At 71.2% G+C, this 23,205-nt stretch carries 18 protein-coding genes; 12 read left to right on the top strand and 6 right to left on the bottom strand.

Annotated elements, in window-relative coordinates:
- The 8 genes from ABZX61_RS30960 to ABZX61_RS30925 all read left to right on the top strand — a co-directional run bounded on the left by ABZX61_RS30960 (position 1) and on the right by ABZX61_RS30925 (position 11,387).
- Positions 1 to 1,020: a Gfo/Idh/MocA family oxidoreductase gene (locus ABZX61_RS30960; protein ID WP_355199673.1), complete on the top strand. Its 1,020-nt coding sequence runs from the start codon at positions 1 to 3 to the stop codon at positions 1,018 to 1,020.
- Positions 1,017 to 1,793, top strand: a complete 777-nt coding sequence (locus ABZX61_RS30955; RefSeq protein WP_355199672.1) for a sugar phosphate isomerase/epimerase family protein — start codon at positions 1,017 to 1,019, stop codon at positions 1,791 to 1,793. Before ABZX61_RS30960 ends, ABZX61_RS30955 begins: the two co-directional genes overlap by 4 nt.
- A complete protein-coding gene (locus ABZX61_RS30950) occupies positions 1,790 to 2,809 on the top strand; it encodes an NAD-dependent epimerase/dehydratase family protein (RefSeq protein ID WP_355199671.1) in 1,020 nt (339 codons plus the stop codon). Before ABZX61_RS30955 ends, ABZX61_RS30950 begins: the two co-directional genes overlap by 4 nt.
- Positions 2,809 to 3,879 carry a dihydrodipicolinate synthase family protein gene (locus ABZX61_RS30945; RefSeq protein WP_355199670.1) on the top strand — a complete coding sequence of 357 codons (1,071 nt, stop codon included), beginning with the start codon at positions 2,809 to 2,811 and terminating at the stop codon, positions 3,877 to 3,879. The genes ABZX61_RS30950 and ABZX61_RS30945 overlap by 1 nt, the downstream gene beginning before the upstream one ends.
- Positions 3,876 to 7,730: an alginate lyase family protein gene (locus ABZX61_RS30940; protein WP_355199669.1), complete on the top strand. Its 3,855-nt coding sequence runs from the start codon at positions 3,876 to 3,878 to the stop codon at positions 7,728 to 7,730. Before ABZX61_RS30945 ends, ABZX61_RS30940 begins: the two co-directional genes overlap by 4 nt.
- 9 nt (positions 7,731 to 7,739) lie before the next feature.
- Complete coding sequence (locus ABZX61_RS30935) at positions 7,740 to 8,342, top strand: GNAT family N-acetyltransferase (protein WP_355199668.1); 603 nt, start codon at positions 7,740 to 7,742, stop codon at positions 8,340 to 8,342.
- A gap of 14 nt (positions 8,343 to 8,356) precedes the next feature.
- Positions 8,357 to 9,604, top strand: coding sequence for a carbohydrate-binding protein (locus tag ABZX61_RS30930; RefSeq protein ID WP_355199667.1), 1,248 nt, complete (start codon positions 8,357 to 8,359; stop codon positions 9,602 to 9,604).
- 136 nt (positions 9,605 to 9,740) lie between these two features.
- Positions 9,741 to 11,387 (top strand): beta-N-acetylhexosaminidase, encoded by a 1,647-nt coding sequence (locus ABZX61_RS30925; RefSeq protein WP_355199666.1) that lies wholly within the window; start codon positions 9,741 to 9,743, stop codon positions 11,385 to 11,387.
- Positions 11,388 to 11,401: 14 nt separating this feature from the next.
- On the opposite strand, the gene ABZX61_RS30920 is transcribed toward ABZX61_RS30925, so the two are convergent.
- The 4 genes from ABZX61_RS30920 to ABZX61_RS30905 form a co-directional block, all read right to left on the bottom strand.
- Positions 11,402 to 12,448: a LacI family DNA-binding transcriptional regulator gene (locus ABZX61_RS30920; protein ID WP_355199665.1), complete on the bottom strand. Its 1,047-nt coding sequence runs from the start codon at positions 12,446 to 12,448 to the stop codon at positions 11,402 to 11,404.
- A complete protein-coding gene (locus tag ABZX61_RS30915; protein ID WP_355199664.1) occupies positions 12,445 to 12,771 on the bottom strand; it encodes a hypothetical protein in 327 nt (108 codons plus the stop codon). The genes ABZX61_RS30920 and ABZX61_RS30915 overlap by 4 nt, the downstream gene beginning before the upstream one ends.
- Positions 12,768 to 13,388, bottom strand: coding sequence for a DUF305 domain-containing protein (locus tag ABZX61_RS30910; protein WP_355199663.1), 621 nt, complete (start codon positions 13,386 to 13,388; stop codon positions 12,768 to 12,770). The genes ABZX61_RS30915 and ABZX61_RS30910 overlap by 4 nt, the downstream gene beginning before the upstream one ends.
- Positions 13,389 to 13,478: 90 nt before the next feature.
- Entirely contained in the window at positions 13,479 to 14,828 is a 1,350-nt protein-coding gene (locus tag ABZX61_RS30905) for a DUF1996 domain-containing protein (RefSeq protein ID WP_355199662.1), read from the bottom strand.
- A gap of 341 nt (positions 14,829 to 15,169) precedes the next feature.
- On the opposite strand from ABZX61_RS30905, the gene ABZX61_RS30900 reads away from it, so the two are divergent.
- A complete protein-coding gene (locus ABZX61_RS30900; protein WP_355199661.1) occupies positions 15,170 to 18,130 on the top strand; it encodes a discoidin domain-containing protein in 2,961 nt (986 codons plus the stop codon).
- Positions 18,131 to 18,175: 45 nt separating this feature from the next.
- Positions 18,176 to 20,350 carry a discoidin domain-containing protein gene (locus tag ABZX61_RS30895; protein ID WP_355199660.1) on the top strand — a complete coding sequence of 725 codons (2,175 nt, stop codon included), beginning with the start codon at positions 18,176 to 18,178 and terminating at the stop codon, positions 20,348 to 20,350.
- A 52-nt stretch (positions 20,351 to 20,402) separates the two neighbouring features.
- Here the strand turns inward: ABZX61_RS30895 and ABZX61_RS30890 are convergent, their stop codons facing one another.
- On the bottom strand, positions 20,403 to 20,885 hold the full coding sequence (locus tag ABZX61_RS30890; protein WP_355199659.1) for a MarR family transcriptional regulator: 483 nt from the start codon (positions 20,883 to 20,885) through the stop codon (positions 20,403 to 20,405).
- Between the two features lie 69 nt (positions 20,886 to 20,954).
- On the opposite strand from ABZX61_RS30890, the gene ABZX61_RS30885 reads away from it, so the two are divergent.
- The gene (locus ABZX61_RS30885) at positions 20,955 to 22,151 is read left to right on the top strand and encodes an MFS transporter (protein ID WP_355199658.1); all 1,197 of its coding nucleotides are present in this window, start codon (positions 20,955 to 20,957) and stop codon (positions 22,149 to 22,151) included.
- Between the two features lie 212 nt (positions 22,152 to 22,363).
- Here ABZX61_RS30885 and ABZX61_RS30880 read toward each other — a convergent pair whose 3' ends face one another.
- Positions 22,364 to 22,630 (bottom strand): hypothetical protein, encoded by a 267-nt coding sequence (locus ABZX61_RS30880; protein WP_355199657.1) that lies wholly within the window; start codon positions 22,628 to 22,630, stop codon positions 22,364 to 22,366.
- Between the two features lie 54 nt (positions 22,631 to 22,684).
- On the opposite strand from ABZX61_RS30880, the gene ABZX61_RS30875 reads away from it, so the two are divergent.
- Positions 22,685 to 22,933, top strand: a complete 249-nt coding sequence (locus tag ABZX61_RS30875; protein WP_355199656.1) for a hypothetical protein — start codon at positions 22,685 to 22,687, stop codon at positions 22,931 to 22,933.
- Positions 22,934 to 23,205: the final 272 nt, after the last annotated feature.

Here is a 23,205-nt window from a genome sequence, read left to right as displayed (position 1 = left end):
GTGCTTACCAACGAGCCCTCGTTCCGGCTCGGCCTCATCGGCACCGGCATCGTCGGCGACCTGCACCTGCGGGCCGCGCGGAACCTGCCCCAGGTCACGGTCGGCGCGGTCTGCGACATCCGCGCCGACGCCGCGCGGCGCGCGGCCGAGGAGGCGGGCGCCACCGCCTACACCTCGCACCGGGAGATGCTCGCCCGCGAGCGGCTGGACGGCGTGATCATCACCTCGCCGCACAACCTGCACGCCGAGATGACCGTGGACGCGGCCGCCGCGGGTGTGCACGTCCTGGTGGAGAAGCCGATGGCCACCACGGTCGCCGACTGCACCGCGATGATCGAAGCCTGCGAGGCCGCGGGGGTGACGCTCGCCGTCGGGCACGTGCTGCGCTTCAGCGCCCATGCCCGTCAGGTCGCGGCGCTCCTGGCCTCCGGTGAGCTCGGCCCGGTGCACGCGATCAGCCACCGCAGAACGGCCCATTACGAGCGTGGCTCGCGTCCCGACTGGTTCTTCGACCCGGTCGCGGCCGGCGGCGGCATCGTGATGAACGTCGGCACCCATGGTCTCGACCGCATCCAGTGGCTCGGCGCCGGCGAGATCGAGTCGGTCCACGCCCACCTGTGGAGGCGGCGCGGCCTGGACATCGAGACCGACGCGGTCGGCGTCATCGGCCTGTCGAGCGGCGTCAAGGCGAGCTTCCTGTTCACCAGCGCCGGTCTGCCCTACACCGACGAGACGCTCGTGATCTGCGAACGGGGCTCGCTGCGCTGGTCGGCCACCGAGGGCACCTTCGTCAGCGACGGCGGTGCCGAACGGCAGCTCACGCCGGGCGGGGACCACCCGGAGGCGGCCTTCACCGAGCAGCTCGCCGACTTCGCCGATGCCTGCACGACGGGCCGCCCGCCGCTGGTCGGGGGTGACTACGGCCGGTCCGTCGTGGCCGCAGTCCTGACGATCTACGAGTCGGCCGTCCGCGGCCGCCCGGAAACGGTCGGCGCCGCCTTGCTGAGGAACCCGGCATGAGCGGCCGCCTGGCCTTCAGCACCCTCGGCTGCCCCAGCGCGCCGGTCGAGCAGGTGATCGAGCTGGCACGCGAGCACGGCTGCGAAGGCATCGAGCTCCGGTGTGCCACCGGCGAGATCCTGCCGCCCACGGCCACCGACGCCGAGGCCCGGACGGTCGGGGCCCGGTTCGCGGAAGCGGGCATCGAGATCATCTGCCTCGCCTCCTACGTGCGGGTCGGGATGCCGGGCGAGGGGGCCGCGCTCGCCCGGCATCTGGAGCTCGCGCGCCTGGCCGGCGCGTCGTTCGTACGGGTCTTCGGAGGAGACCCGGACGACCCCGGGGTGGCGGGCCGCGCCGTCACGACCCTGCGGGCCGGGGCCGGGAGCGCCGCACGGTCCGGGGTGCGGATCCTGCTCGAGACCCATGACGCCTTCCTCACCGGACGCGCCGTCGCCGACGTGCTCTCCCAGGTCGGCTCTCCGCACGTCGGAGCCCTCTGGGACGTCGTCAACCCGTGGCGTGCGGGTGAGCCCCCGGCCGTCACGGCCGAGGCGCTGCGCCCCTGGCTGGCCCACGTACAGGTGAAGGACGTCACCTCCACCACCGACCTCGCGCCCGTGCTGCCGGGCGCCGGCGCCGTGCCCCTCGACGCCTTCGCCGGGGAACTGGCCCGTCTCGGCTACGGCGGCTGGACCTGCCTGGAGTGGGAGGCCGCCTGGTACCCGCAGGCCGCGCCCCTGCACGAGGCGCTGTCCGCCTTCCGCTCGCTGATGTCGGAGGACATCCGATGATCGAGAACCTGAACGATCCGCTCGAAGCGCTCTCCACACCGTCCGAGGCCGTGGCCGACGGCCTCGCCCGCACCGCGGGCGACCTGATGCTGCTGGGCGCCGGAGGCAAGATCGGCCCCGGCCTCGCGGTGATGGCCCGCCGGGCCCTCGACGCCCGCCGTTCCACCGCCCGGGTGATCGCCGTCGCGCGCACCCTCTCCGGCGAGGACGAGGCGTTCATGAAGCAGGCCGGAGTGGAGATCGTCCGGGCCGACCTGCTCGACGACGCCGACCTGGCCCGCCTGCCCGAGGCCGAGCGCGTCGTCTACCTCGCCGGACGCAAGTTCGGCACGCACGGCTCCGAACCCGGCACGTGGGCGCTCAACACCTACCTGCCGGGACGCGTCATGCAGCGCTTCCCGGGATCCCGCGTCGTCGCCTTCTCCACCGGGAACGTCTACCCCCTCGTCCCGGTGGCCGGCGGCGGAGCCGACGAGGACACCCCTTCGAGCCCGGCCGGTGAATACGCGCAGTCCTGCCTCGGCCGCGAACGCATCATCGAGCACTTCTCGCGCGTCCAGGGCACCCCGGCCGCCATCGTCCGCCTCAACTACGCCGTCGAGATGCGCTACGGCGTCCTGCTCGAACTGGCGCAGGCCGTCCACCGGGGTGAGCCGATCGACCTGGCGACGGGCAGCGTCAACGTCATCTGGCAGGGCGACGTCAACGCCATGACGCTACGCCTCTTCGAGCACTGCGCCACCCCACCGCTGATCCTTAACATGGCCGGACCCGAGACCGCGTCGGTCCGCTGGCTGGCCGGACAGCTGGCCGCCCGCCTCGGGGTCACGCCGCGCTTCACCGGTGGCGAGGAGCCGACAGCCCTGCTCTCCAACGCCGCACGCTCGCACGCCCTGTTCGGCTACCCGACCGTCCCGCTGATGCGCCTGCTCGACGCCACCGCCCGCTGGGTGGCCTCCGGGGGAGCGGTGCACGGCAAGACCACCCATTTCCAAGAACGAGAAGGACGCTTCTGATGCCAGCCATCCTGGCGCCCTCCGCAGCACGCACCCTGCTGGAAGGCGTCATCATCCCCGCGCACCCCCTCGTCATCGCCGCCGACGGCACGCTCGACGAGCGCCGCCAGCGAGCGCTGACCCGGTACTACCTCGACGCCGGAGCGGGTGGCCTCGCCGTAGGCGTTCACACCACCCAGTTCGGCATCCGTACGGCGGGTCTGCTGGAGCCGGTGTTGCGGCTGGCCGCGGACGAAGCCGCCACGGCCGGCACCCGGGCGAGCGGCCCGGCCCCGGTGCTGGTCGCGGGCGTGGCAGGCGGTACGGCGGAGGCTGTCCGCGAGGCCGAGCTGGCCGCCTCCCTGGGCTACGACCTGGCCATGGTCATCCTGCGCGGCCTGGACCACCTGCCCGATCACGAGCTCGTCGCCCACCTGGCCGAGATCGGTGAGGTGCTGCCGCTCTGCGGGTTCTACCTGCAGCCGGCCGTGGGCGGTCGCGTCCTCGGCGTGGACTTCTGGCGCCGGGCGGCCCAGCTCCCGGCGCTACGTGCGGTGAAGATCGCGCCGTTCGACCGCTACCGCACGATCGACGTGGTCCGGGCGGTCTGTGAGTCCGGCCGGGCCGAGGAGATCGCCCTGTACACCGGCAACGACGACAACATCCTGGTCGACCTGCTCACCGAGTTCTCGGTGGAGGTGGAAGGCAAGCCGGTGGTCAAGCGCATCGTCGGCGGCCTGCTCGGCCAGACGGCGGTGTGGACCCACCGGGCCGTGGAGCTGCTGCACCGCGCCCACGCGGCGGTCAGGAGCGGACAGGTGGACGCCGAGCTGCTCACGCTCGCCGCGCGGCTCACCGACGCCAACGGCGCGGTCTTCGACGTGGCGCACGGGTTCGCGGGCTGCATCGCCGGAGTGCACGAGGTGCTGCGCCGCCAGGGCCTGCTGGCCGAGGTACGGCTGCTCGACCCGGCCGAGGGCCTGTCGCCCGGCCAGGCCGAGGAGCTCGACCGCGTCATCGCCGCCTACCCCGAGCTGGTGGACGACGAGTTCGTCGCCCGGCACCGCGACGCGTGGCTGGAAGCGGCATGAAGAAGATCACCGCCTTACTGGCGGCGCTGATCGTGGCCTCGACCCCGCTTCAGGCGATGCCCGCCACCGCTGCCGCCGACGGGCCCAACCTGGTGCCGAACCCCGGGTTCGAGACGACCACGCCCGCCACCGAAGCCTGCCCGGCACCCGCCTGGTGCACGCCGTGGCAGAGCTCCACCTACGCGATCGACACCACGGTGGCCGCGGAGGGCGGCCGGTCGATGCGGATCGACGGCTCGCCGACCAAGAAGATCGGCGGGTACGTCACCGTCCCGCTCAACCAGACCACCACCCCCATCGTGCACATCTCCGCCAAGGTGAAGCTCGACGCGATCACCCTGGCCGACTACACCGACTTCCCCGGCGCGGCCCGCGTCTCGCTCAACTTCAGCTACGTCGACAGCGCGGGGACCACCGTCTACACCGGCTCCGGCCTGCTCGGCGGCATCCTCACCGGCACCAGGGACTGGAGCACCGTGGAGGGCACCTTCAAGGTGCCGCCGCTGACCACGCGGGTCCAGATCATCAACACCGTGCAGACCTCCACGGGCACCATGTGGGTGGACGACGTGCGGGTGACGCCGGGATCGGCCTGGCTCTACCCCGAACGCGCCACCAAGAAGGCCGCGCCGGGCAGCGACGCCACGTTCCTGGTCACGGTCACCAACCGGCGCGCCGTGGCCGACACCCTGCGGCTCGCGGTGGACCGCGGCACGGTGAGCCCGGCGGTGACCGCAGAACTGAAGCCGGGGGAGTCCACCCTGGTCACGGTGACCGTTCCGGGCTCCGCCGTACTGACCGTCACGCCCAGTGGTGACGCGGCATCGGCACAGCGGGCCACGCTCACGGTGGAGGATGCCACCGCCAAGGGCGGCGAACCTCGGGTCTACGCGACGCCCGCGGAGCTGGACACCCTGCGCAAGCGCATCTCAGGGCGGCCGTGGGCGGCCAAGGCCTTCGACACCACCGTCAAGGCGGAGGCCGACGCCTGGCTGGGCAGGCCGCTGGACAAGACGGTCTTCCACGGCGGCTGGAGCGGCAACTTCAAATGCCCCGGCACCAACACCATGCTGACCTTCGACTACGACAGCCCCACGAGCCATCGGTGCCCGCTCGACGGCAAGACCTACGGCGGCGAGCCGTACGACAGCGCATGGGTGGAGATCTGGCACAACAACGCCGCGCAGGGCGCTTCCGACCTGGCACTCGCCTACCGGGTGACCGGCGGTGAGCAGTACGCCGCCAAAGCGCGTGACATCCTGCTCTACTACGCCGACCGGTTCCTGTCCGTGCCGCTCAACCCGCTCTACGGGCGCATCCACTACCAGTCGCTGGACGAGGCGGTCGCAGCCATCGGGCTGATCGACGCCTACGACCTGATCCGCGACGGCCTCACCGAGGCCGAGCGGGTGAACATCGAGGGCAATCTGCTGCGCCCGCTGGCCGAGCTGCTGATCTCCAGCCCGATGGCGACCTCCAACTTCCAGGCCTGGACGGCCGCGGCGGTGCACGGGGTCGGCGCGGCGATCGACGACGCCGGACTGCGCGATGCCGCGCTGAAGGACACCGAGTTCCTGCTGGACAAGGCGATCGTGAGCGACGGCTGGTGGTGGGAGGGCTCGGCCAGCTACCACCTGTACGCGCTCCAGGCGCTCACCCAGGTCGCCATCTCGGCGCGGCAGAAGGACTACCCGCACGATCCGCGCTTCAAGTCGATGTACACCACACTCCTGCCGTACCTGTATCCGGACCTGACCGTCCCCGCGGCCGGTGACGGCGGCACCTGGGGACGGAGGTTCGGCCCCAACTTCACGATGTTCGCCGAATGGGCCTATGCCACCTACGACGACCCCGACTTCGCCGCCGGGCTCGGGCTGGCCTACCACAATCTCGGCCAGCCGCGAGGCGACCGGTGGGCGCTGCGGTACGGCGCCGACGAGATCCCGAAGAGCCCAGGTGTACGGCAGCGCAGCACCACCTTCCGCGGCCTGGGCGAGACCGTGCTGCGCGGGGGCGAGCCGGCCAACCTCGTCCCCAACGGGGACTTCACGGAGGCGGCGCTGGAGGACGCGGGCAAGCCGGCCTCCTGGGCGCTGACCGGGACCTGGAAGAAGGGCGCAGTGACGGGCCAGGCGACCCAGACCTTCCCGGTGGACGGCACCCGCCTGTCACATCTGCGGCTGTCGGTCCTGGGCCGCGGATCGGTCAAGCTGACCTTCCTCGATCGGAAGGGCAGGAAGATCAGCGTAACCGAGGGAGAGAAGGAGCTCCAGGTACCGGTCAAGGCGCGTGCCGTGCGGCTGGCGATCGACGGCAGCTTCGAGCGGCTCGACCTGTGGCTGGCCGACCTGGCCCGGGACGGCGGCTTCGAGGACGGCGGCACGTCCTGGGCCCGCGAGGGACGCACGGCGATCTCGCCGCTCGCCTATCGCGGCGGCTCGGCGGCGACGGCCACGCAAGGGCGCTGGAGCAGCGACATCCCGGTCACCGGCGGCCTCGTCGGCACCGTCGAGCTGAAGGCACGGGTCCAGGGGATCGGCCGGATCGAGCTGTCGTTCGTGAAGAAGGACGGCACGACCACCGAGCCCGTCTCCACAGCTTTCGCAGGCACCTGGAAGGCCGCCGGGGTGCACGGCGCGGTTCCGCGTGAGGCGGTCGCGGCGCGGGTGTCACTCGTCTCGGACAGGGGAGTGGGCTTCTTCGACGACGTCGCCCTGCTGTACGGCTCGGCGGTGGACCCCTTCCAGGCCGACGCGATCCGGATGGACCACGGCATCCCGGGCGGCAGCCACGGCCACGCCGACAAGCTGCACGTCGACGTGACCGGCGGCGGGCTGCAGTCGACCGATCTCGGCATGGTCTACGGCTCCGACAACGCCGACCTGACCAACAACTGGTACCGCGAGAGCGTCTCGCACAACACGGTCGTCGTGGACGGCCGAAGCCAGGACCGCACCATGCGCGGCTCGCTGAACTTCTTCGGCACCACCCCCGGGCTGCGGGTGGCCGACGCCGGAGCCAAGGACGGGGACGTGGCCATCCGCCGTGCGGACCTGATGACCGACCGCTACACACTCGACGTGTTCGACGCCTCGGGGACCACCGCGCACCGCTACGACCAGTCGTGGCACGGGCAGGGGACGCTGGAGGTGAGCGGGCCCGCCATGACGCCGCCGCCCTGCGGCGACTGCGTGCTCGACCCGGCCGACACCGACTTCGGCTACCACCGGCTCAAGCGGGTCGCCGAGGGCACGGCGGCGGACGGGCGGTGGCAGGCGCAGTGGAACTCCGACACGGCGGTGCTCTCGCTGCGGTCGCTGGAGCCGACCTCGACCGGGGTCCTGCACACCAGCGGGCCGGGCGAGGCCACCACCGGCAAGCCCATCCCGTTCCTGCTGGCCAGACGGGAAGGGACGGCGCGGACGCGGTTCACCACGCTGATCGAGACCCGCTCGCGGGCAGACGGACCGGCCGTGAGCGACGCCCGGCGAATCGCCGACGGGCACGTGCGGGTCGACCTGACCGCCGGCCTCCGCGACGACGTGCTCTTCGACTCCGGCTACGCGCTGCTCAGACGGGCCGCGAACGGCGCACCGGTCAGCGTGGACCTGATGCGCCGCGCCGCGGTCTCCGTGGACGGCATCGACTGGGTCAAGGTCTCGCAGCCGATCGAGCGGGCGTCGGTGGCCTACGCCGGGTCCGAGCTGCGGCTGACCGTGCCGCGCGGAGCGACCGGGCGGTATGAGATCTCGGTCCACGCACCAGGTGTACGAGATGTCACTTTGAATGGACAGTCCGTGAAATACGTCCGATCCGGCGACAGGGTCACCGTCGCCGTCACGGTCTCCTAGGAGCTCGCGATGGCGGCGCTCCTGCGGCCCTACCACCCTGCCGACCTGGCCGGAATCTACCGGGTGTGCCTGCTCGTCGACGGGGCGGGCCGGGCGGAGGCGCCCCGCTTCCACACCCCCGACCTGCCCGGTCACCTCTATGCGGGGCCGTACGCGGTCGCCGATCCCGGCCTGGCCATCGTCGTGGCCGACGAGCAGGGGATCGGCGGCTACGTCGTCGCCACCGCGTCCACCGAGAAGTTTCTTGGGTGGGCCCGCGAGCACTGGTGGCCGGTGCTGCGCGAGCAGTACCCCCGCCGTCCCGATCCCGGCGACGGCACCCTCGACCACCGCTACGTCGATGTGATCCACGACTACCCGGACGCGCCTCGGCCCTGGTTCACCAGCCACCCGGCCCAGGCGCACATCAAGCTCACCGCGCGACTGCGGGGCAGGGGCTGGGGCCACCGCCTCATGTCGGCCCTGATCGCGTCGTTGCGGGAACGGCAGGTGCCCGGCCTGCACCTCGGCGTCGCCGAGACCAACGTCCGGGCCCTGGCCTTCTATGCCGCGCTCGGCTTCACCGAAGCCGGGCGTCACCCCTGGGGACGCACGCTCGTCCTCGATCTCTGAACAGGAGCCAGCCCATGAGAGGAAAGGTCCTCACCGCACTCGTCTCCCTCTTCGCCCTCATCCCCGGCACCGCCCTGGCCGCACCCCGCGTCAACACCTTCGAACGGCCCGAGCGGGGCACCGCCTACACCCTGAGCCAGTGGGCGGCTGACGGCTGGAGCGCGCCCTGGCAGGAGGGCATGGACACCCGTACCTGGATCGACGGCTACAACTTCAACCACTCGGGCGGCAAGTCGCTGCGCGTCTTCTACCCCAAGGGCAAGATCGGACCGGCCGACTCCGGCGCCCAGGCGCCGCTCGCGCTGACCCCGGCCCGTGAGTACTACCTGTCCTACTGGGCGCGCTACAGCAGCGACTTCAGCTGGGGCACCACGGAGTTCGCCGGGAAGCTGGGACTCGGTCTGGCGGGCGGCGCCGCGTGCTCGGGAGGCCAGGTCTGCGACGGCTACAACGGCTTCAGCTCGCGCATGATCTGGCGGCGTAACAACGGCCAAGCGGCGATCTACTACTACCACATGGGTCACGCCGGGCAGTACGGCGACTACGCCGTGCTCAAGCGCAACGGCGCCGACATCCTCTATCCGCGGGGGGAGTGGTTCAACGTCGTCCAGAGGCTCAAGGTCAACACCGTCACCAACGGCAACGCCAACCCCGACGGCGAAATCGAGATCTTCTACAACGGCGTCTCGGCCGCCACCGTCACCGGGCTGCGCTTCGTGCGCATCGGCGATCTGATCGACCGGGCCTACTTCTCCTCCTTCTTCGGCGGGGCGGACACCACCTTCGCGCCCGCCAACGACTCCTGGATCTGGTACGACGACCTCAAGGTGTCGACCAACCGGGCCGACATCTGCGAGCTGGCGCCCGGCGGCTGCCACACCCGCACCTTCGAGGCCGAGAACTACAGCGCGATGAAGGGCGTCATCACCGAGCCCACGCCCGACACGGGCGGCGGGCAGCACGTCGGCTCCTTCGACAGCACCGACTGGATCGCCTTCGGCGGGGTCACCATCCCGTCGGCCGGGCGTTACCTGGTGGAGTACCGCGTCGCGTCGCCGAACGACGGCGGGGTGATCTCGCTGGACGTCAACGAGGGCGCCACCCCGCTCGGAAACATCGACGTGCCGAACACCGGGAGCTGGTCGAGCTACCGGACGATCTCCCGTGAAGTCGACCTGCCCGCCGGGACACACCAGTTCGGCATCTACGCGGTGACGGGCGGCTTCAACCTCAACAGGTGGAAGATCACCCGGCTCTACTGAACCGCTACGAGTTGGCACCCGGACAGGCCGTGATGGTGCGCGGCCTGTCCGGGCCGCAACCCGTCCACGCCATACGACCGTCGACGTCGTCCGCGCGCCGCCGTCAAGCCCTCCCGCGACCTGTGAGGAAAGCCGCATGAGCCTCGTCCCCTTGCCCGCCGCCGTGGTCCCGGCCCGCGGCGCCTTCGCCCTCACCACGGAAACCGGCCTGACGGCGCCGGACGCCCTGCACGGAGTCCTGGCGTGGTTACAGGGCGCCCTGCGCGCGGGGACCGGGCTGCCCCTGCGCGAGTCGGCGTCCGGCTCGATCCGGCTGGAACTCGAGCCCGATCTCGCCCCCGAGTCCTACCGGCTGCAAGTCACCCCCGACCACGTGCGCATCGAGGGCGGCGACCCCGCAGGCGTGTTCTACGGCTGCCAGACGCTGCTGCAACTGCTGCCGCCCGCCGTACACCGCCGCTCACCCACCATCCCCGGCACGGACTGGGTCATCGGCGCGACCACCGTCACCGACGCGCCGCGGTTTCCGTGGCGCGGCGTCCTGCTCGACGTCGCACGGCACTTCATGCCGGTGCACGGCGTGCTCAGGCTCATCGACCAGCTGGCGGCGCACCGGCTCAACCGGCTCCACCTGCACCTCACCGACGACCAGGGCTGGCGTCTGGAGATCGGCCGCTACCCCCGTCTGACCGCGGTGGGAGGGTGGCGTACGGAGACGCAGCTAGGTTCCGGGCCCGACGCGGGCACCGACGGCCGGCCGCACGGCGGCTATTACACCCATGACGACATCCGCGAGATCGTCGCCTACGCCGCCGGACGTTTCATCACCGTCGTGCCGGAGATCGAGATGCCCGGCCATGTCCGCGCCGCCCTGGCCGCCTACCCCGAACTGGGCGCCGGGGCGGAGCGACTGCCGGTGTGGACCCGCTGGGGCATCGACGATCATGTGCTCAACGCCGAGGAGCACACCGTCAGGTTCTTCTGCGACGTGCTGGACGAGGTGATCGATCTGTTCCCGTCGCCGTATGTCTGCGTGGGCGGCGACGAGGCCCCGAAGACCCGCCTGCGCGACGATCCCGCCTCGTGGGCCAGAGCCGCCGAGCTCGGGCTCGACAGCGTGGACCGGCTGCCGGGATGGTTCCTGGGACGCATCGGCCGCCACCTGGCCGGGCAGGGCCGCCGCATGCTCGGCTGGGACGACCTGCTCGAAGGCGACCTGCCGGCCGGGACGACGCTCCTGTCCTGGCGCGGCATGTCCGGCGCCGTCGTCGCGGCCCGCCGGGGACACGATGTGATCAGCTGCCCCGACAACCACGCCTATCTCGACTACCGGCAGTCCGACCTGGACACCGAGCCGATACCGCAGTCCGTCGTCCTGGACCTCGACCGCGTCTACGCCTTCGAGCCCGTGCCCGCGGAGCTTTCTCCCGAGGAGGCCGGCCATGTGATCGGGGGCCAGGCCAACATCTGGACGGAGTACATGGACTCCGGACGTGTGGTCGACTATTTCGCCTTCCCCCGCCTGGCGGCGATCGCGGAAGTCCTGTGGACTCCGGCCCGCCTGCGTGACCTGCCCGGTTTCCGCGAGCGCATGGAAACCCACCTGCTGCGCCTGGAAGCCATGGGGATCGAGTTCCGCCGGCCGCAGGGTCCGGAACCCTGGCAACAACGGCCGGGGATCGCCGGACGCCCCAGGACCGAGGAGGAACGCGACGCCCACATCGCCCGCATCACCGGCCGGTCGTGCCCCCCGGTAAACGCGTTGACGGGACACACCCCGTAGGGCCGCGGCGGAGGTCAGGCGGACTGGCGGACGACGAGAGCCGGATCGAAGATCACCGAGGTCGGCGGAAGGCCCGGCTCCTCGATGCGGGCCAGGAGCAGGCGGGCCATCTCGGCGGCCATGTCCTCGACCGGGTGGCGGACCGTGGTGAGCGGCGGACGGCAGGCGGTGGCCACGCTGCTGTCGTCGAAACCCACGACCGCGACGTCATCGGGAACCCGGCGGCCGTGCTGCCGCAGCGCGGGAAGGGCCCCCTGGGCCATGAGGTCGTTGCCCACGAACAGGCCGTCGAGGTCGGGATGTTCGGCCAGGAGCCGTTCCATGGCGGCCTCCCCGCTGCCGTAGGTGAACCCGCCCTCGGCGCAGGGGATGTAGGAGTGGCCGTGCGCCGCCATGGCGTCGCGGAAGCCGGCCAGCCGCTCCTGGCTCGCGGGCACGTCGAGCGGGCCGGAGATCGTGGCGATCCGCCGCCGTCCCAGTGCCCACAGATGGTCGGCGGCGAGCTTCGCCCCGGCCCGGTGGTCGACGTCGACGTAGCTGATGGGGATGGGCCGGGCCGGTTTGGCGAACAGCACCGTCGGCACCCGCGCCTCGACGAGGAGCGCGGGCAGGGGGTCCTCGGCGTGGGTGGACACCAGCGCGGCCCCGTCGGCGTTGCCCTGCCGGAGGTAGGTGACGATCTGGTCGCGACTCTGGTCGGTCTCGGCGAACATCAGGGTGGGATGCACGCCGCGCGTGCTCAGGAAGCTCACGACGCCGGCCACCACGCGCCCGAAGAACGGGTCGGTGAAGACGGTGAAGCGCTGATCGTCGTCGCCGTCCCCGGCACCGGAGACGACCAGCCCGATCGCGCCGGTCCTCCTCGTCACCAGAGACCGCGCCGCCGAGTTGGGCACGTATCCGATCGCGCTGATGGCGTGGCGCACCTTCTCCTGGATCGCGGGATCGACGTTGCGGATGCCGTTGATCACCCTGGAGACGGTGGCGCGCGAGACCCCCGCCACGCGCGCCACGTCTTCCAGGGTGGGGAGGGATTGCGATGCCGGGAGACGAGGGGTCATGTGCGTTTTATAGCAGAGGGGAGGGAGAGCGCTCTCCAAGGCGGGCACTCGAAGTGGCGGCCGGCGAGCAGCCCGCCGAGCAGGCCGACCAGGTGCTCGTCCCAGGTGGCGGCCAGCGCGGTCGGGCAGGGCAGGGTCAGGGAGGTGTCCCTCTCGTCCCAGCCCTCCCCGCGGACGCCGGCCGGGCCGTCGGAGAACGCCATGGCCCGCAGCCCGATGTCCGGCTCGGCGTCGGTGCGCCACACGCTCGCACCGGTGACCAGCCGCGCCTTCTGTTCCAGGTCGAGCTTGCTCACGAGGCGGTCGATGTCGTCGTCGGTCACACACGTTCCCTTCGTATTTCGATCTCGGTCAGCAGGCCGCGCTCGGCCGTCCGGCTTCGCACGATCGCGGCGGCGAGGTCCCTGGTGGCGCGGTCCGCCCCGGAGACCTGCTCCGATCGGGACACCAGGGCCGTCTGCTCGACGTGCGCGCGCAGCCGGGTCAGGAAGAGCCGGTCGAAGGCGCCGCCCGTGGCGGCCCCGAGCGCCGCCAGCTCGTCCGGGGTGGCCATGCCCGGCATGTCGTGCCCTTCGTGCGGGTTCCGCGCAGGCAGTCCGGTACGGCCGAGCTCGGCCCGCAGGCGTCGCAACTCCGCTGCGTGAGCCTGCCGGAGACGGCCCGCCAGCCCTCGTACGGCGGGCGAACCCCCGCGTCCCGCACCGAGGTCGAGCAGGAGCAGCGCCCGCTCCTCCATCGCGATCATCAGTTGCAGCCAGGCGGTGTCGGTGGCGTTGAACCCGGCGGCCGTGGCGGGCAGGACGGCGCCGGCAGCGGGCGGATGCGAGGCATGCCGGTCGGGTGATCCAGGTTCGGCGGAACGGGCGAGGCAGCCTCCCACCAGGGCGACCGCCGCCCCGAGCACCAGGAGCGGGGCCAGGGCCGCGAGGCCGTGTCTCATGCGAAGTCCCTCGGTCAGGTCGGGCCGTGCCGGGCACCGGGTCACGGCGCCCGGCACGGTGATCATGTCCCCGGGTGGGCCGGGCAGGGGTCAGGGCAGCTCGAAGTTCTCGGTGAGGGCGGCGCCGCGGTGCGGCTTGTACTGGTCGTATCCCCGCGGGTCGCACTGCAGGCCGCCGTTGATGCAGTGCGTCACCAGCGCGTCCAGGATGGCGGGGTCGTCCCAGGCGTTGAAGAAGTCGTAGTGCCAGGTGTAACCGCGCCCGCTGGCCAACCGCGCCTGCGACAGGTCGCCGCCGGCGGGGAAGGCGATCTTGAACTCCAGCATCGGCACCGCGACCGGGTGGCTGGCCGGGCAGTAGCCGCCGGCCGGGTAGGCCATGTGGCCCTTGTGGTCGGCGCTGTCGAGGTGGACGCCGTCCCAGCAGCTCGGCGCCTGGTACCGGACGTTCACCTGGGTACCCGCCGCGCACGACTGCGGGATGTCCCAGCTGTGTGAGATGTCCCCGCACTCGAAGCCCTCGACCGCGCCAGGGGAGTCACGGAACTGCTCCAGCGTCGCCGTCGGGCTGCCCACGACGAAGCGCAGGCCCTGCGGGAACGGCTGGACCCGCCAGTACTCCAGGATCCCGGACTTGTAGTAGATGACCTGGTTCCCGGTCGGCTGGATCAGCTGGTCGCCCTTGTAGAAGCTGGGGAACCAGTACGCGGACCGGTCGTGCGGGTTGGTGCAGGACGTGCCGCCGGCGAGCAGCGAGGTCGCCGTGCTGGCGGCGCTCGTCGTCCTGTTCCCGACGAAGGTGTGCATGTGGGACGCGCCGGGAAGGCCGGGGTAGACGATGGGGTCGTCGGGACGGTTGGCCGTCCAGGAGCAGTTGGCCTGGAATTCGTGGTGCGTCACCTGGTCGGTGAAGGTCGGCCTCGGCCTGGGGGTGGTCCCGTCGCCTCCGGCGCCGTACACCTTGAACTCCCACAGCGAGTAGCCGTAGCCCGTGCCGCGCGCCGTGCCGTACATCCGCACGTACCGGCCGGTGCCGGACACCTGGAGGGTCTGGCTGCCTCCGGCGCCGGACGTGGTGGAGTAGACATCGCTCCAGCTCTGCCCGTCGGGCGAGGTCTGGATCTTGAACGCCTTGCCGTAGGCGCCCTCCCAGACCAGCAGGACCTGGGAGATGGTCGCCGAGCCGCCGAGGTCGACCTGCAGCCACTGCGGGTCGGCCGCGAGGCTGGACCAGCGGGTCGCGGTGTCGCCGTCGACGGCCGCTCCGGGGCCGTATCCCGCTCCCTCCACCGAGGAGGCGGTGACGACGCGGCCTTGCGAGAGCAGGGCGTCCGCCGCGCGGGCCGGCGCGATCACGAGCAGCGCGGTGGCGACGACCGTGGCCAGCGCGCCGGCGAACAGGGCCAGGTTGAGCCTGGCGGGTCTTCGGGAGGATTTCATGATCTCTCCTTGGGGGAACCGTCGGACCGGCAAGGAGAGCGCTCTCCAACGAGAGTCGTACGCCGGGTCGCGCTTGTCAAGGCGCGATGACTCCGACCGGAAGGAGAAGTTCACCCGGCCGACACACTGGCATCCGCTCAAGGCCACGACCTGCGTACATTCGAATCGGATGTTTCGTACGGGTGAGCGGCGGATTTCCAGATCGCGGGAAATGGGCCTTGACTGGGTTCGATTTGCCGGGCACTCTCGCCGGTACGGAGAGCGCTCTCCCTCTGTCGCCGGTGCGGCGACCACCCCCCATGTTCGGAGGAGAGACAGTGCGTCCAGCTCGAAGTCCCGGCTTGTCGCGACCGGCCCTGGTCGTCGTCACCATGGTGGGGCTGCTCCTTTCCGGCCTGGCCTGGCCCGGCCCCGCCGCCGCGGCCGACACCCTGCTGTCACAGGGGAAGCCGGCGACGGCGTCCTCGTCGGAGGGGGCCGCCTACGCCGCCGCGGCCGCCGTCGACGGCGACACCGCCAGCCGGTGGTCGAGCTCGTTCAGCGACCCCCAATGGCTGCAGGTCGACCTCGGCGCCCCGGCGACGATCAGCAAGGTCGTCCTGATCTGGGAGACCGCGTACGGCAAGGCGTTCACCATCCAGACCTCGCCCGACGGTACGAACTGGACCGACGTCTACCAGACCGCCGCCGGCACCGGCGGCACGCAGACCCTCGCCGTCACCGGCAGCGGCCGGTACGTGCGCATGCACGGCACGGCGCGCGGCACCGGCTATGGCTACTCGCTGTGGGAGTTCCAGGTCTACGGCCAGACCGGCGGACCTTCGGGAGGCGACTGGACGGAGGTGTGGAAGGAGGACTTCACCGGCCAGGCCGGCACTTCCCCCGCGGCCGGTGACTGGATCCTGCGCACCGGGACCCAGTATCCGGGCGGCCCGGCGAAGTGGGGCACCGGAGAGGTCGAGACGATGAGCGCCTCAACGGCGAACGTGTCCCTCGACGGCTTGGGCCATCTGAACATCAAGGCGATCAGGGACGCCTCCGGCGCCTGGACCTCGGGCCGGGTCGAGACGCAGCGCACCGACTTCGAGCCGAGGCCGGGGGAGATGCTGAGGTTCAGCGCCCGCGTCAAACAGCCCGACGTCCCCGGCGCGCTCGGCTACTGGCCGGGCTTCCGCGCGACCGGCGCCGCCTTCCGCGGCAACCACACCAACTGGCCGTCGATCGGCGAGACCGACATCATGACCGACGTCAACGGCCGCGACCAGCTCGCCAACACCCTGCACTGCGGCACCGCCCCCGGCGGAGCCTGCAACGAGTACGACGGCCGCACCAGCGGCTTCGCCACCTGCGGCGGCTGCCAGAGCGACTACCACGACTACGCGCAGGTCATCGACCGCACCACGACGGACGAGGAGATCCGCTTCTACCTCGACGGCAGGCAGACCTGGGTGGTGCGCCAGAGCCAGGTCGGCGTGGCAGCCTGGAACGCCGCCGTCCACCACGGCTTCTACCTGCGCCTGGACCTGGCGATCGGCGGCTCCCTGCCCGACGCGATCGCGGGCCGCACCACGCCGGTCGCCGCCACCACCTCCGGCGGCGTGCTGAGCGTGGACCGCGTCGTGGTCGAACGGCGGTCCGGCACGACGCCCGCCGCCATGGCCGACCCGCCCGTTCCCGCCGGGCCGAGCACGGTGAAGGTCACCGGCTCGCAGGGCAACTGGCAGCTGCAGGTGAACGGGTCGCCCTACCTGGTCAAGGGTGTGACCTACGGCCCGCCGCAGGGAGCGGCCGACGCGTACATGCGGGACCTGGCCGCGATGGGCGTCAACACGATCCGGATCTGGGGCGTCGACGACACCGCCACCCCGGCGCTGCTCGACACCGCCGCCCGGCACGGCATCAAGGTCATCGTCGGTCACTGGCTCAACCAGGGCGCCGACTACGTGAACGACACCGCCTACAAGACCAGCGTGAAGAACGAGATCGTCGCCCGGGTCAACGCGCTGAAGAACCGCCAGGGCGTGCTGATGTGGGACGTCGGCAACGAGGTGATCCTCACCATGCAGGACCACGGGCTGCCCGGGGACGTCGTCGAGCAGCGGCGGGTGGCCTACGCCAGGTTCGTCGACGAGGTGGCCGAGGCGGTCCACGCCGCCGACCCGAACCATCCGGTGACCTCCACCGACGCCTGGACCGGCGCCTGGCCGTACTACAAGGCGTACTCCCCGGCGCTCGACCTGCTCGCCGTCAACGCCTACGGCGCACTCAAGAGCGTCAAGGACGACTGGTCCAAGGGCGGCTACACCAAGCCGTACATCGTCACCGAGGCCGGCCCGGACGGCGAGTGGGAGGTCGCGAACGACGTCAACGGGCAACCCACCGAGCCGACTGACCTGCAGAAACGCGACATGTACAGCGCGAGCTGGGACGCGATCCGCGGCCATCCCGGGGTGGCGCTCGGCATGACCGCCTTCAACTACGGGCTGGAGAACGACTTCGGCGGGGTCTGGCTCAACGTCCTCACCGGAGGGTGGCGGCGGCTGGGGTACCACGCGCTGAAGCAGGCCTACACCGGGCAGTCCTCCGCGAACACACCGCCGCGGATCACCTCGATGGCCGTCGGCTCGCAGACCGAGGTGCCCGCCGGGCGCACCTTCACGGTGGACGCCGTGGCCACCGACCCCGACGGCGACCCGATCCGCTACAACCTGATGTTCAGCGACAAGCACGTCACCGGAAACCGGGGACTGCGGCACGTCTCCTTCACCCAGACCGGCCCGGGACGGTTCTCGGTGACCGCCCCCGAGCAGCTGGGCGTGTGGAAGGTGTACGTCTACGCCTACGACGGCCAGGGCGGCGTCGGCATCGAGCAACGCTCGTTCCGCGTGGTCCCGCCGGTCGTGGACGGGACGAATGTGGCACGCGGGAAGCCCACCACCGCCTCCAGCTTCCAGCCGACCGGCGACGGCGGGCCGTTCACCCCTGATCGCGCCACCGACGGCAGCTTCACCACCAGGTGGGCCAGCGAGTGGGCCGATCCCCAGTGGATCACTGTCGACCTCGGCCAGGTCACCGCGCTCAAGCAGGTCCAGCTCGGCTGGGAGGCCGCCTACGGCAAGGCCTACCAGATCCAGACCTCGGCCAACGGCGCCGACTGGGCCACTGCCTACGGCACCACCACCGGCGACGGCGGTTTCGACCAGATCCCCCTGAACGCCTCCGCCCGGTACGTCCGGCTGAACCTCACCCAGCGAGGCACCGCGTACGGCTACTCGCTGTGGGAGTTCGGCGTCTACAGCTGACGCGCCCGGTGACCCGCTCCACCACCCCCGATGAAAGCGAAGGACATGAGACACAGGTCAAACCCGGCCGGGCTCGCGATCCTGGCCGCCCTGCTGGTCACGCCCGCGGTGGTCACGCCCGCGTCCGCCTCCTCGATCTCCCAGGGCGGCGCGGCCGCCCTCGCCGACTGCCAGTCCGCCAACGCCGCACTGAACAGGCCGGCCACCGCCTCGTCGATCGAGGGCGCCGGCACCCCCGCCTCGGCGGCCTTCGACGGCGCCCCCGGAACCCGCTGGTCGAGCGCGTTCAGCGACCCGCAGTGGATCCAGGTCGATCTGGGCGAGGTGCGCGACATCTGCAAGGTCGATCTGTCGTGGGAGGCCGCCTACGGCAAGGACTTCACCATCCAGGTGTCCGCCGACGGCACCACCTGGAGCGTGCTGAAGACGGTGACCGGCGGCACCGGCGGCAACGCTTCCTACGACGTCACCGGCTCGGGCCGCTACCTGCGGATCAACGGCACCGCCCGCGGCACCGGCTACGGCTACTCGCTGTGGGAGGTGGCCGTGCACGTGACGGGCGGCGGCACGCAGCTGCCCGGCGGCGGCGACCTCGGCCCGAACGTCAAGGTCTTCGACCCGTCCATGTCGTCGGCGACCATCCAGGGACAGATCGATCAGATCTTCAAGCAGCAGGAGGCCGCCCAGTTCGGCACCGGCCGGTACGCCTTGCTGTTCAAGCCCGGGAGCTACGACGTCAACGTCAACACCGGCTTCTACACCTCCGTGCACGGTCTCGGGCGCAACCCCGACGACGTCACCGTCAAGGGCGTGAGCGTGGACGCGGGCTGGTTCAACGGCAACGCCACCCAGAACTTCTGGCGCTCCACCGAGAACCTCGCGGTCACGCCGTACGACGGCACCAACCGGTGGGCGGTCGCGCAGGCCGCGCCGTTCCGCCGCATGCACATCCGCGGCGGGCTCAACCTCGCGCCGTCCGGGTACGGCTGGGCGTCCGGCGGTTACATCGCCGACAGCAAGATCGACGGCACTGTCGGGTCGTACTCCCAGCAGCAGTGGTACACCCGGGACAGTTCGATCGGCGGCTGGTCCAACAGCGTGTGGAACATGGTGTTCTCCGGCGTGCAGGGCGCGCCGGCCACCAGCTTCCCCGAGCCGCGCTACACCACGCTCGACACCACCCCGGTGAGCCGCGAGAAGCCGTACCTCTACCTGAACGGGAACGACCCCGCCGTGTTCGTCCCCGGCAAGCGCACGAACGCCCGCGGCACGACCTGGGCGAACGGCCCGACCTCCGGCACGTCGGTCCCGCTCACGCAGTTCTACGTGGCCAAGCCCGGGGTCGGCGCCGCCACGCTCAACCAGGCGGTCGCGCAGGGGCTGCACCTGCTGTTCACGCCCGGCATCTACCACCTCGACCAGACCGTCGAGGTGACCAGGCCGGACACCATCGTCATGGGCCTCGGCCTGGCGACGCTGGTGCCGGACAACGGCGTCACCGCCATGCGGGTGGCGGACGTGGACGGGGTGAAGCTGTCCGGCTTCCTGATCGACGCCGGCACGGTCAACTCGCCGACGCTCCTGGAGATCGGCCGCCAGGGCGTCCACACCGACCACTCGGCGAATCCGATCACCGTGCAGGACGTGTTCGCCCGGATCGGCGGGCAGTTCGCCGGGAAGGCGACGGCCGGCGTGGTGGTGTACGCCGACGACACGGTCATCGACCACACCTGGATCTGGCGGGCCGACCACGGCGACGGCGTCGGCTGGGATGTCAACGCCGCCGACTACGGCCTTCGCGTGTACGGCGACGACGTGCTGGCCACCGGGCTGTTCGTGGAGCACTTCAAGAAGTACAACGTGGAGTGGTCCGGCGAGCGCGGACGGACGATCTTCTTCCAGAACGAGCTGCCGTACGACCCGCCGAACCAGGCGGCGTACATGAACGGGAGCGTCAAGGGCTGGGCCGCCTACAAGGTCGTCCCCTCGGTGAACACCCACGAGGGCTGGGGCCTGGGCAGCTACTGCGTGTTCACCGGCGACCCCAGCATCCAGGTGGACCACGGCTTCGAGGTCCCGGTGAAGGCGGGCGTGAAGTTCCACGGCCTCCTGGTCGTCTCCCTCGGCGGCAAGGGGCGGTACAACCACGTCATCAACGATACCGGCGCCCCGGCCTACGGACCCGACACCATCCCCTCGACGGTCACCACCTATCCGTGACCTGCGCGACGTGCCGGGCGGGGTGGCCCGGCACGTCGCGGGGAAGTGTGGGTCAGCGGTTCGACTCCACGTTCTCCAAGAGGCGGCCGAGCAGCCCGTCCAGCGTCTCCTGCTCCTGCGCGTCCAGAACGTAGACCATCTCCGCCTCCACCTCCGCCCGGATCCGCATGGCCTCCAGCCACAGCTCGTGGCCTTTGTCGGTCAGCTCCACGTCCACCCGCCGCCGGTCCTCCGCGCTGCGCAGCCGCCGTACCAGCCCGGACTTCTCCAGCGTGTCGAGCCGCCCGGTCATCCCGGCGGGCGAGAGCATCAGCTCGACCGCCAGTTCGGACGGCGTCGCGCCCCCGCCATGGGCGACCAGCCAGTGCAGCGTCTCGAACTCGAAGTCCTGCATCCCCACCTGCGCCAGCGCCGCCTCCTTCGTCTGGCGCAGGTGCTTGACGAGGAACTGCATCCGCGTCACGACCCCCTCGACCCGCTCGTCGTACGGCGCCTTGCCCCGCCACCGGGCGAGATGACGATCCACTGAGTCCACAGACGACAACGATACGCCGGCAAGTATTTAGTTGACGAAATATTAGCTGGCGAAATAATCTGGCGGACCATGAGACTGCTGATCGGCCGGGCCGTGTCCGCCCTGGCCACCGCGTTGATCCCGACCACGATCACCCTCGCTGTGCTGCGCGCCACCGGTGATGCCGGGGCCGTCGGCATGGTGCTGGCGTGTGAGGCGATTCCGTTGCTGGTGTTCCTGCCGGTGGGCGGGGTGGTGGCCGACAGGGTCAGACCCGAGCGACTGGCGCTGGTCACCGACCTGGTGCGCGGCCTGACGCAGGCCGCCATCGCGATCGAGTTGCTGACCGGTGCCGCCAGTGTGCCTCACCTGGCTGTGCTGGCCGTGCTGGCGGGTGTCGCGGTCGCGTTCGGGCTGCCGGCGGTGCCGAGGCTGGTGGCGGCCGCGGTGCCCGGGCCGGAGCGGCTACGCGTGAACGCCCGGCTCGGCGTCGCGACCAGCCTGGCCGCCGTGCTGGCTCCCGCCCTGGCGGGCGGCGTGGTGCTGCTGGCCGGCCCCGGCTGGGCCGCGCTGCTCACGGCCGCGCTGTTCGCCTGCTCGGCGCTCACCCTGGGCGGAGTACGTACGGCCAAGCGCCCCAGTGCCCAGAACGCCACGTTTCTCAACGACCTGAGAGAGGGATGGGGCGAAGTACGGCGGCGGCCGTGGTTCCTGACGACGGTCCTGGCCCACGGGGTCTGGCACTTCATGGCCGGGCTGTTCCTCACGCTCGGCCCGCTGGCGGCGGTCAAGGAGCTGGGCGGTGAGGCCAGTTGGGTGCTGATCGTGCAATGCGGCACGGTGGGGCTGGTCGCGGGGGTGTTCGCGGTGCCGAGGCTGCCCATCCGGCGGCCGCTGGTGGCCGTGCAGGTGGGTGCGGCACTGTACGTGCTGCCGATGGCGGCCCTGGCGCTGCCGGCGAGCGCGTGGGTGATCGCGGGGGCGTACCTCGTGGCGATGTTCGGGCTCGGCGTGCTCAGCCCGCTGTGGGAGACCGTGATCGCCGACGAGATCCCCGAAGCGGCGCTGGGCCGAGTACGGTCGTTCGACCAGCTCATCTCGTTCGCGACCCGGCCGTTCGGGCTGGCCATGGCGGCGCCGCTGGCGGGGCTGGCCGGCGCGCGGGGGCTGCTGCTGACCGGCGCCATAGCCGTCGCCGTGGCGAACCTGGCCGCGATCGCCACCATTCCCCGCCGCCGCCCCAGAACGTCCGAAGCGAGTGGTCACGTGACCGTTCGTCGGGGTTGAGATCCGAAAGAGTCGCTCTGGCGGCAGGACGCCAGGGCGCGGTCACGGCCGAAGGTCTGCCGCCACGGCCCGAACGGGCGGGCGGCGGCCCCGACGCCGGCTGTGGCCGACAACGGAAGCGGATCCGGCAGCCGGGTGGCCGCATGATCAGGATCGTGCCGGCCGACGACCACCCGGTGGTGCGCAGCGGCCTGCGCGCTGTCGGCAGTTGATCAGCGGCGCTCGACCTCCGGTCGCTCCCAGACGTGCTCGGGTACGCCGCCCGCCCGGGTGGCGAAGGTGATCGGCTCAGGCCCGCCCTCCCGGGCGACCACGATCGTGACCTCCGGCTCCAGGACCAGCGCCTCGGTGCTGTGCAGGACCGACGGCTCGGCGCCGTGAAAGGCGATCACCGCGTCGCCGCTCCGCGAGGTAGTCGTCCAGTTCGACAGGAGACGGCCCGGCGGCGGACAGTGCCACCTGTCCTGGTCGGTCGCCATGCCGCCGACGATACGGCGCGCCGCCGACCCGATCGAGAGGGTCCGTGGCGGCGGGTGTTCGGGTTCGTCATGCCCGGGCCCTGGCGCGACGACGACCTCACGATCGGCCTGGCCTCATCCTTTTCCCACCTGATGCTGGACCGCGGCCGATGGGGCCAGGTGCGTCAGATCCGCCGGGTGGCCGCACCCGTGCTCCGGCATCCGGCGGCCGAACGGGCCGGCTTCGGCGTCCCCCTGTCCTCCAGAGCCCACCTCGCCGTCGCGGCGCGCGTCCTCATTCCGGACAAGGCGTCGCTGGGCTGATCGCCTCGCCCCGGACGTCACTCAGCGTGATTCCGGCGCCCGTGACTGATCGCCGACCCTGATCGACCAGGCAGGCGAGTGGACGGTGGCCGCCACCGAGCGTGATCAACCTATTTTGCTACAAGTTCCGAAATTGTTCCGTGACGGGTCCGCTGCACAGCCGAAACACGCCCTACCTACCGTCCTAAACAGCTGCATAGGCGCCATCCGGCCCCTCTGATGAAAAAAGCTACTTTCGCCGGAAATCCCCCCACTGTGATCAGCGCCTTCGT

The sequence above is a fragment of the Nonomuraea sp. NPDC003709 genome (genome assembly GCF_040610775.1).
GTDB classification, from domain to species: Bacteria; Actinomycetota; Actinomycetes; order Streptosporangiales; family Streptosporangiaceae; genus Nonomuraea; species Nonomuraea angiospora_A.
The sequence above is the reverse complement of the archived record's forward strand: the minus strand, read 5'-3'. Positions and strand labels throughout refer to the sequence as shown.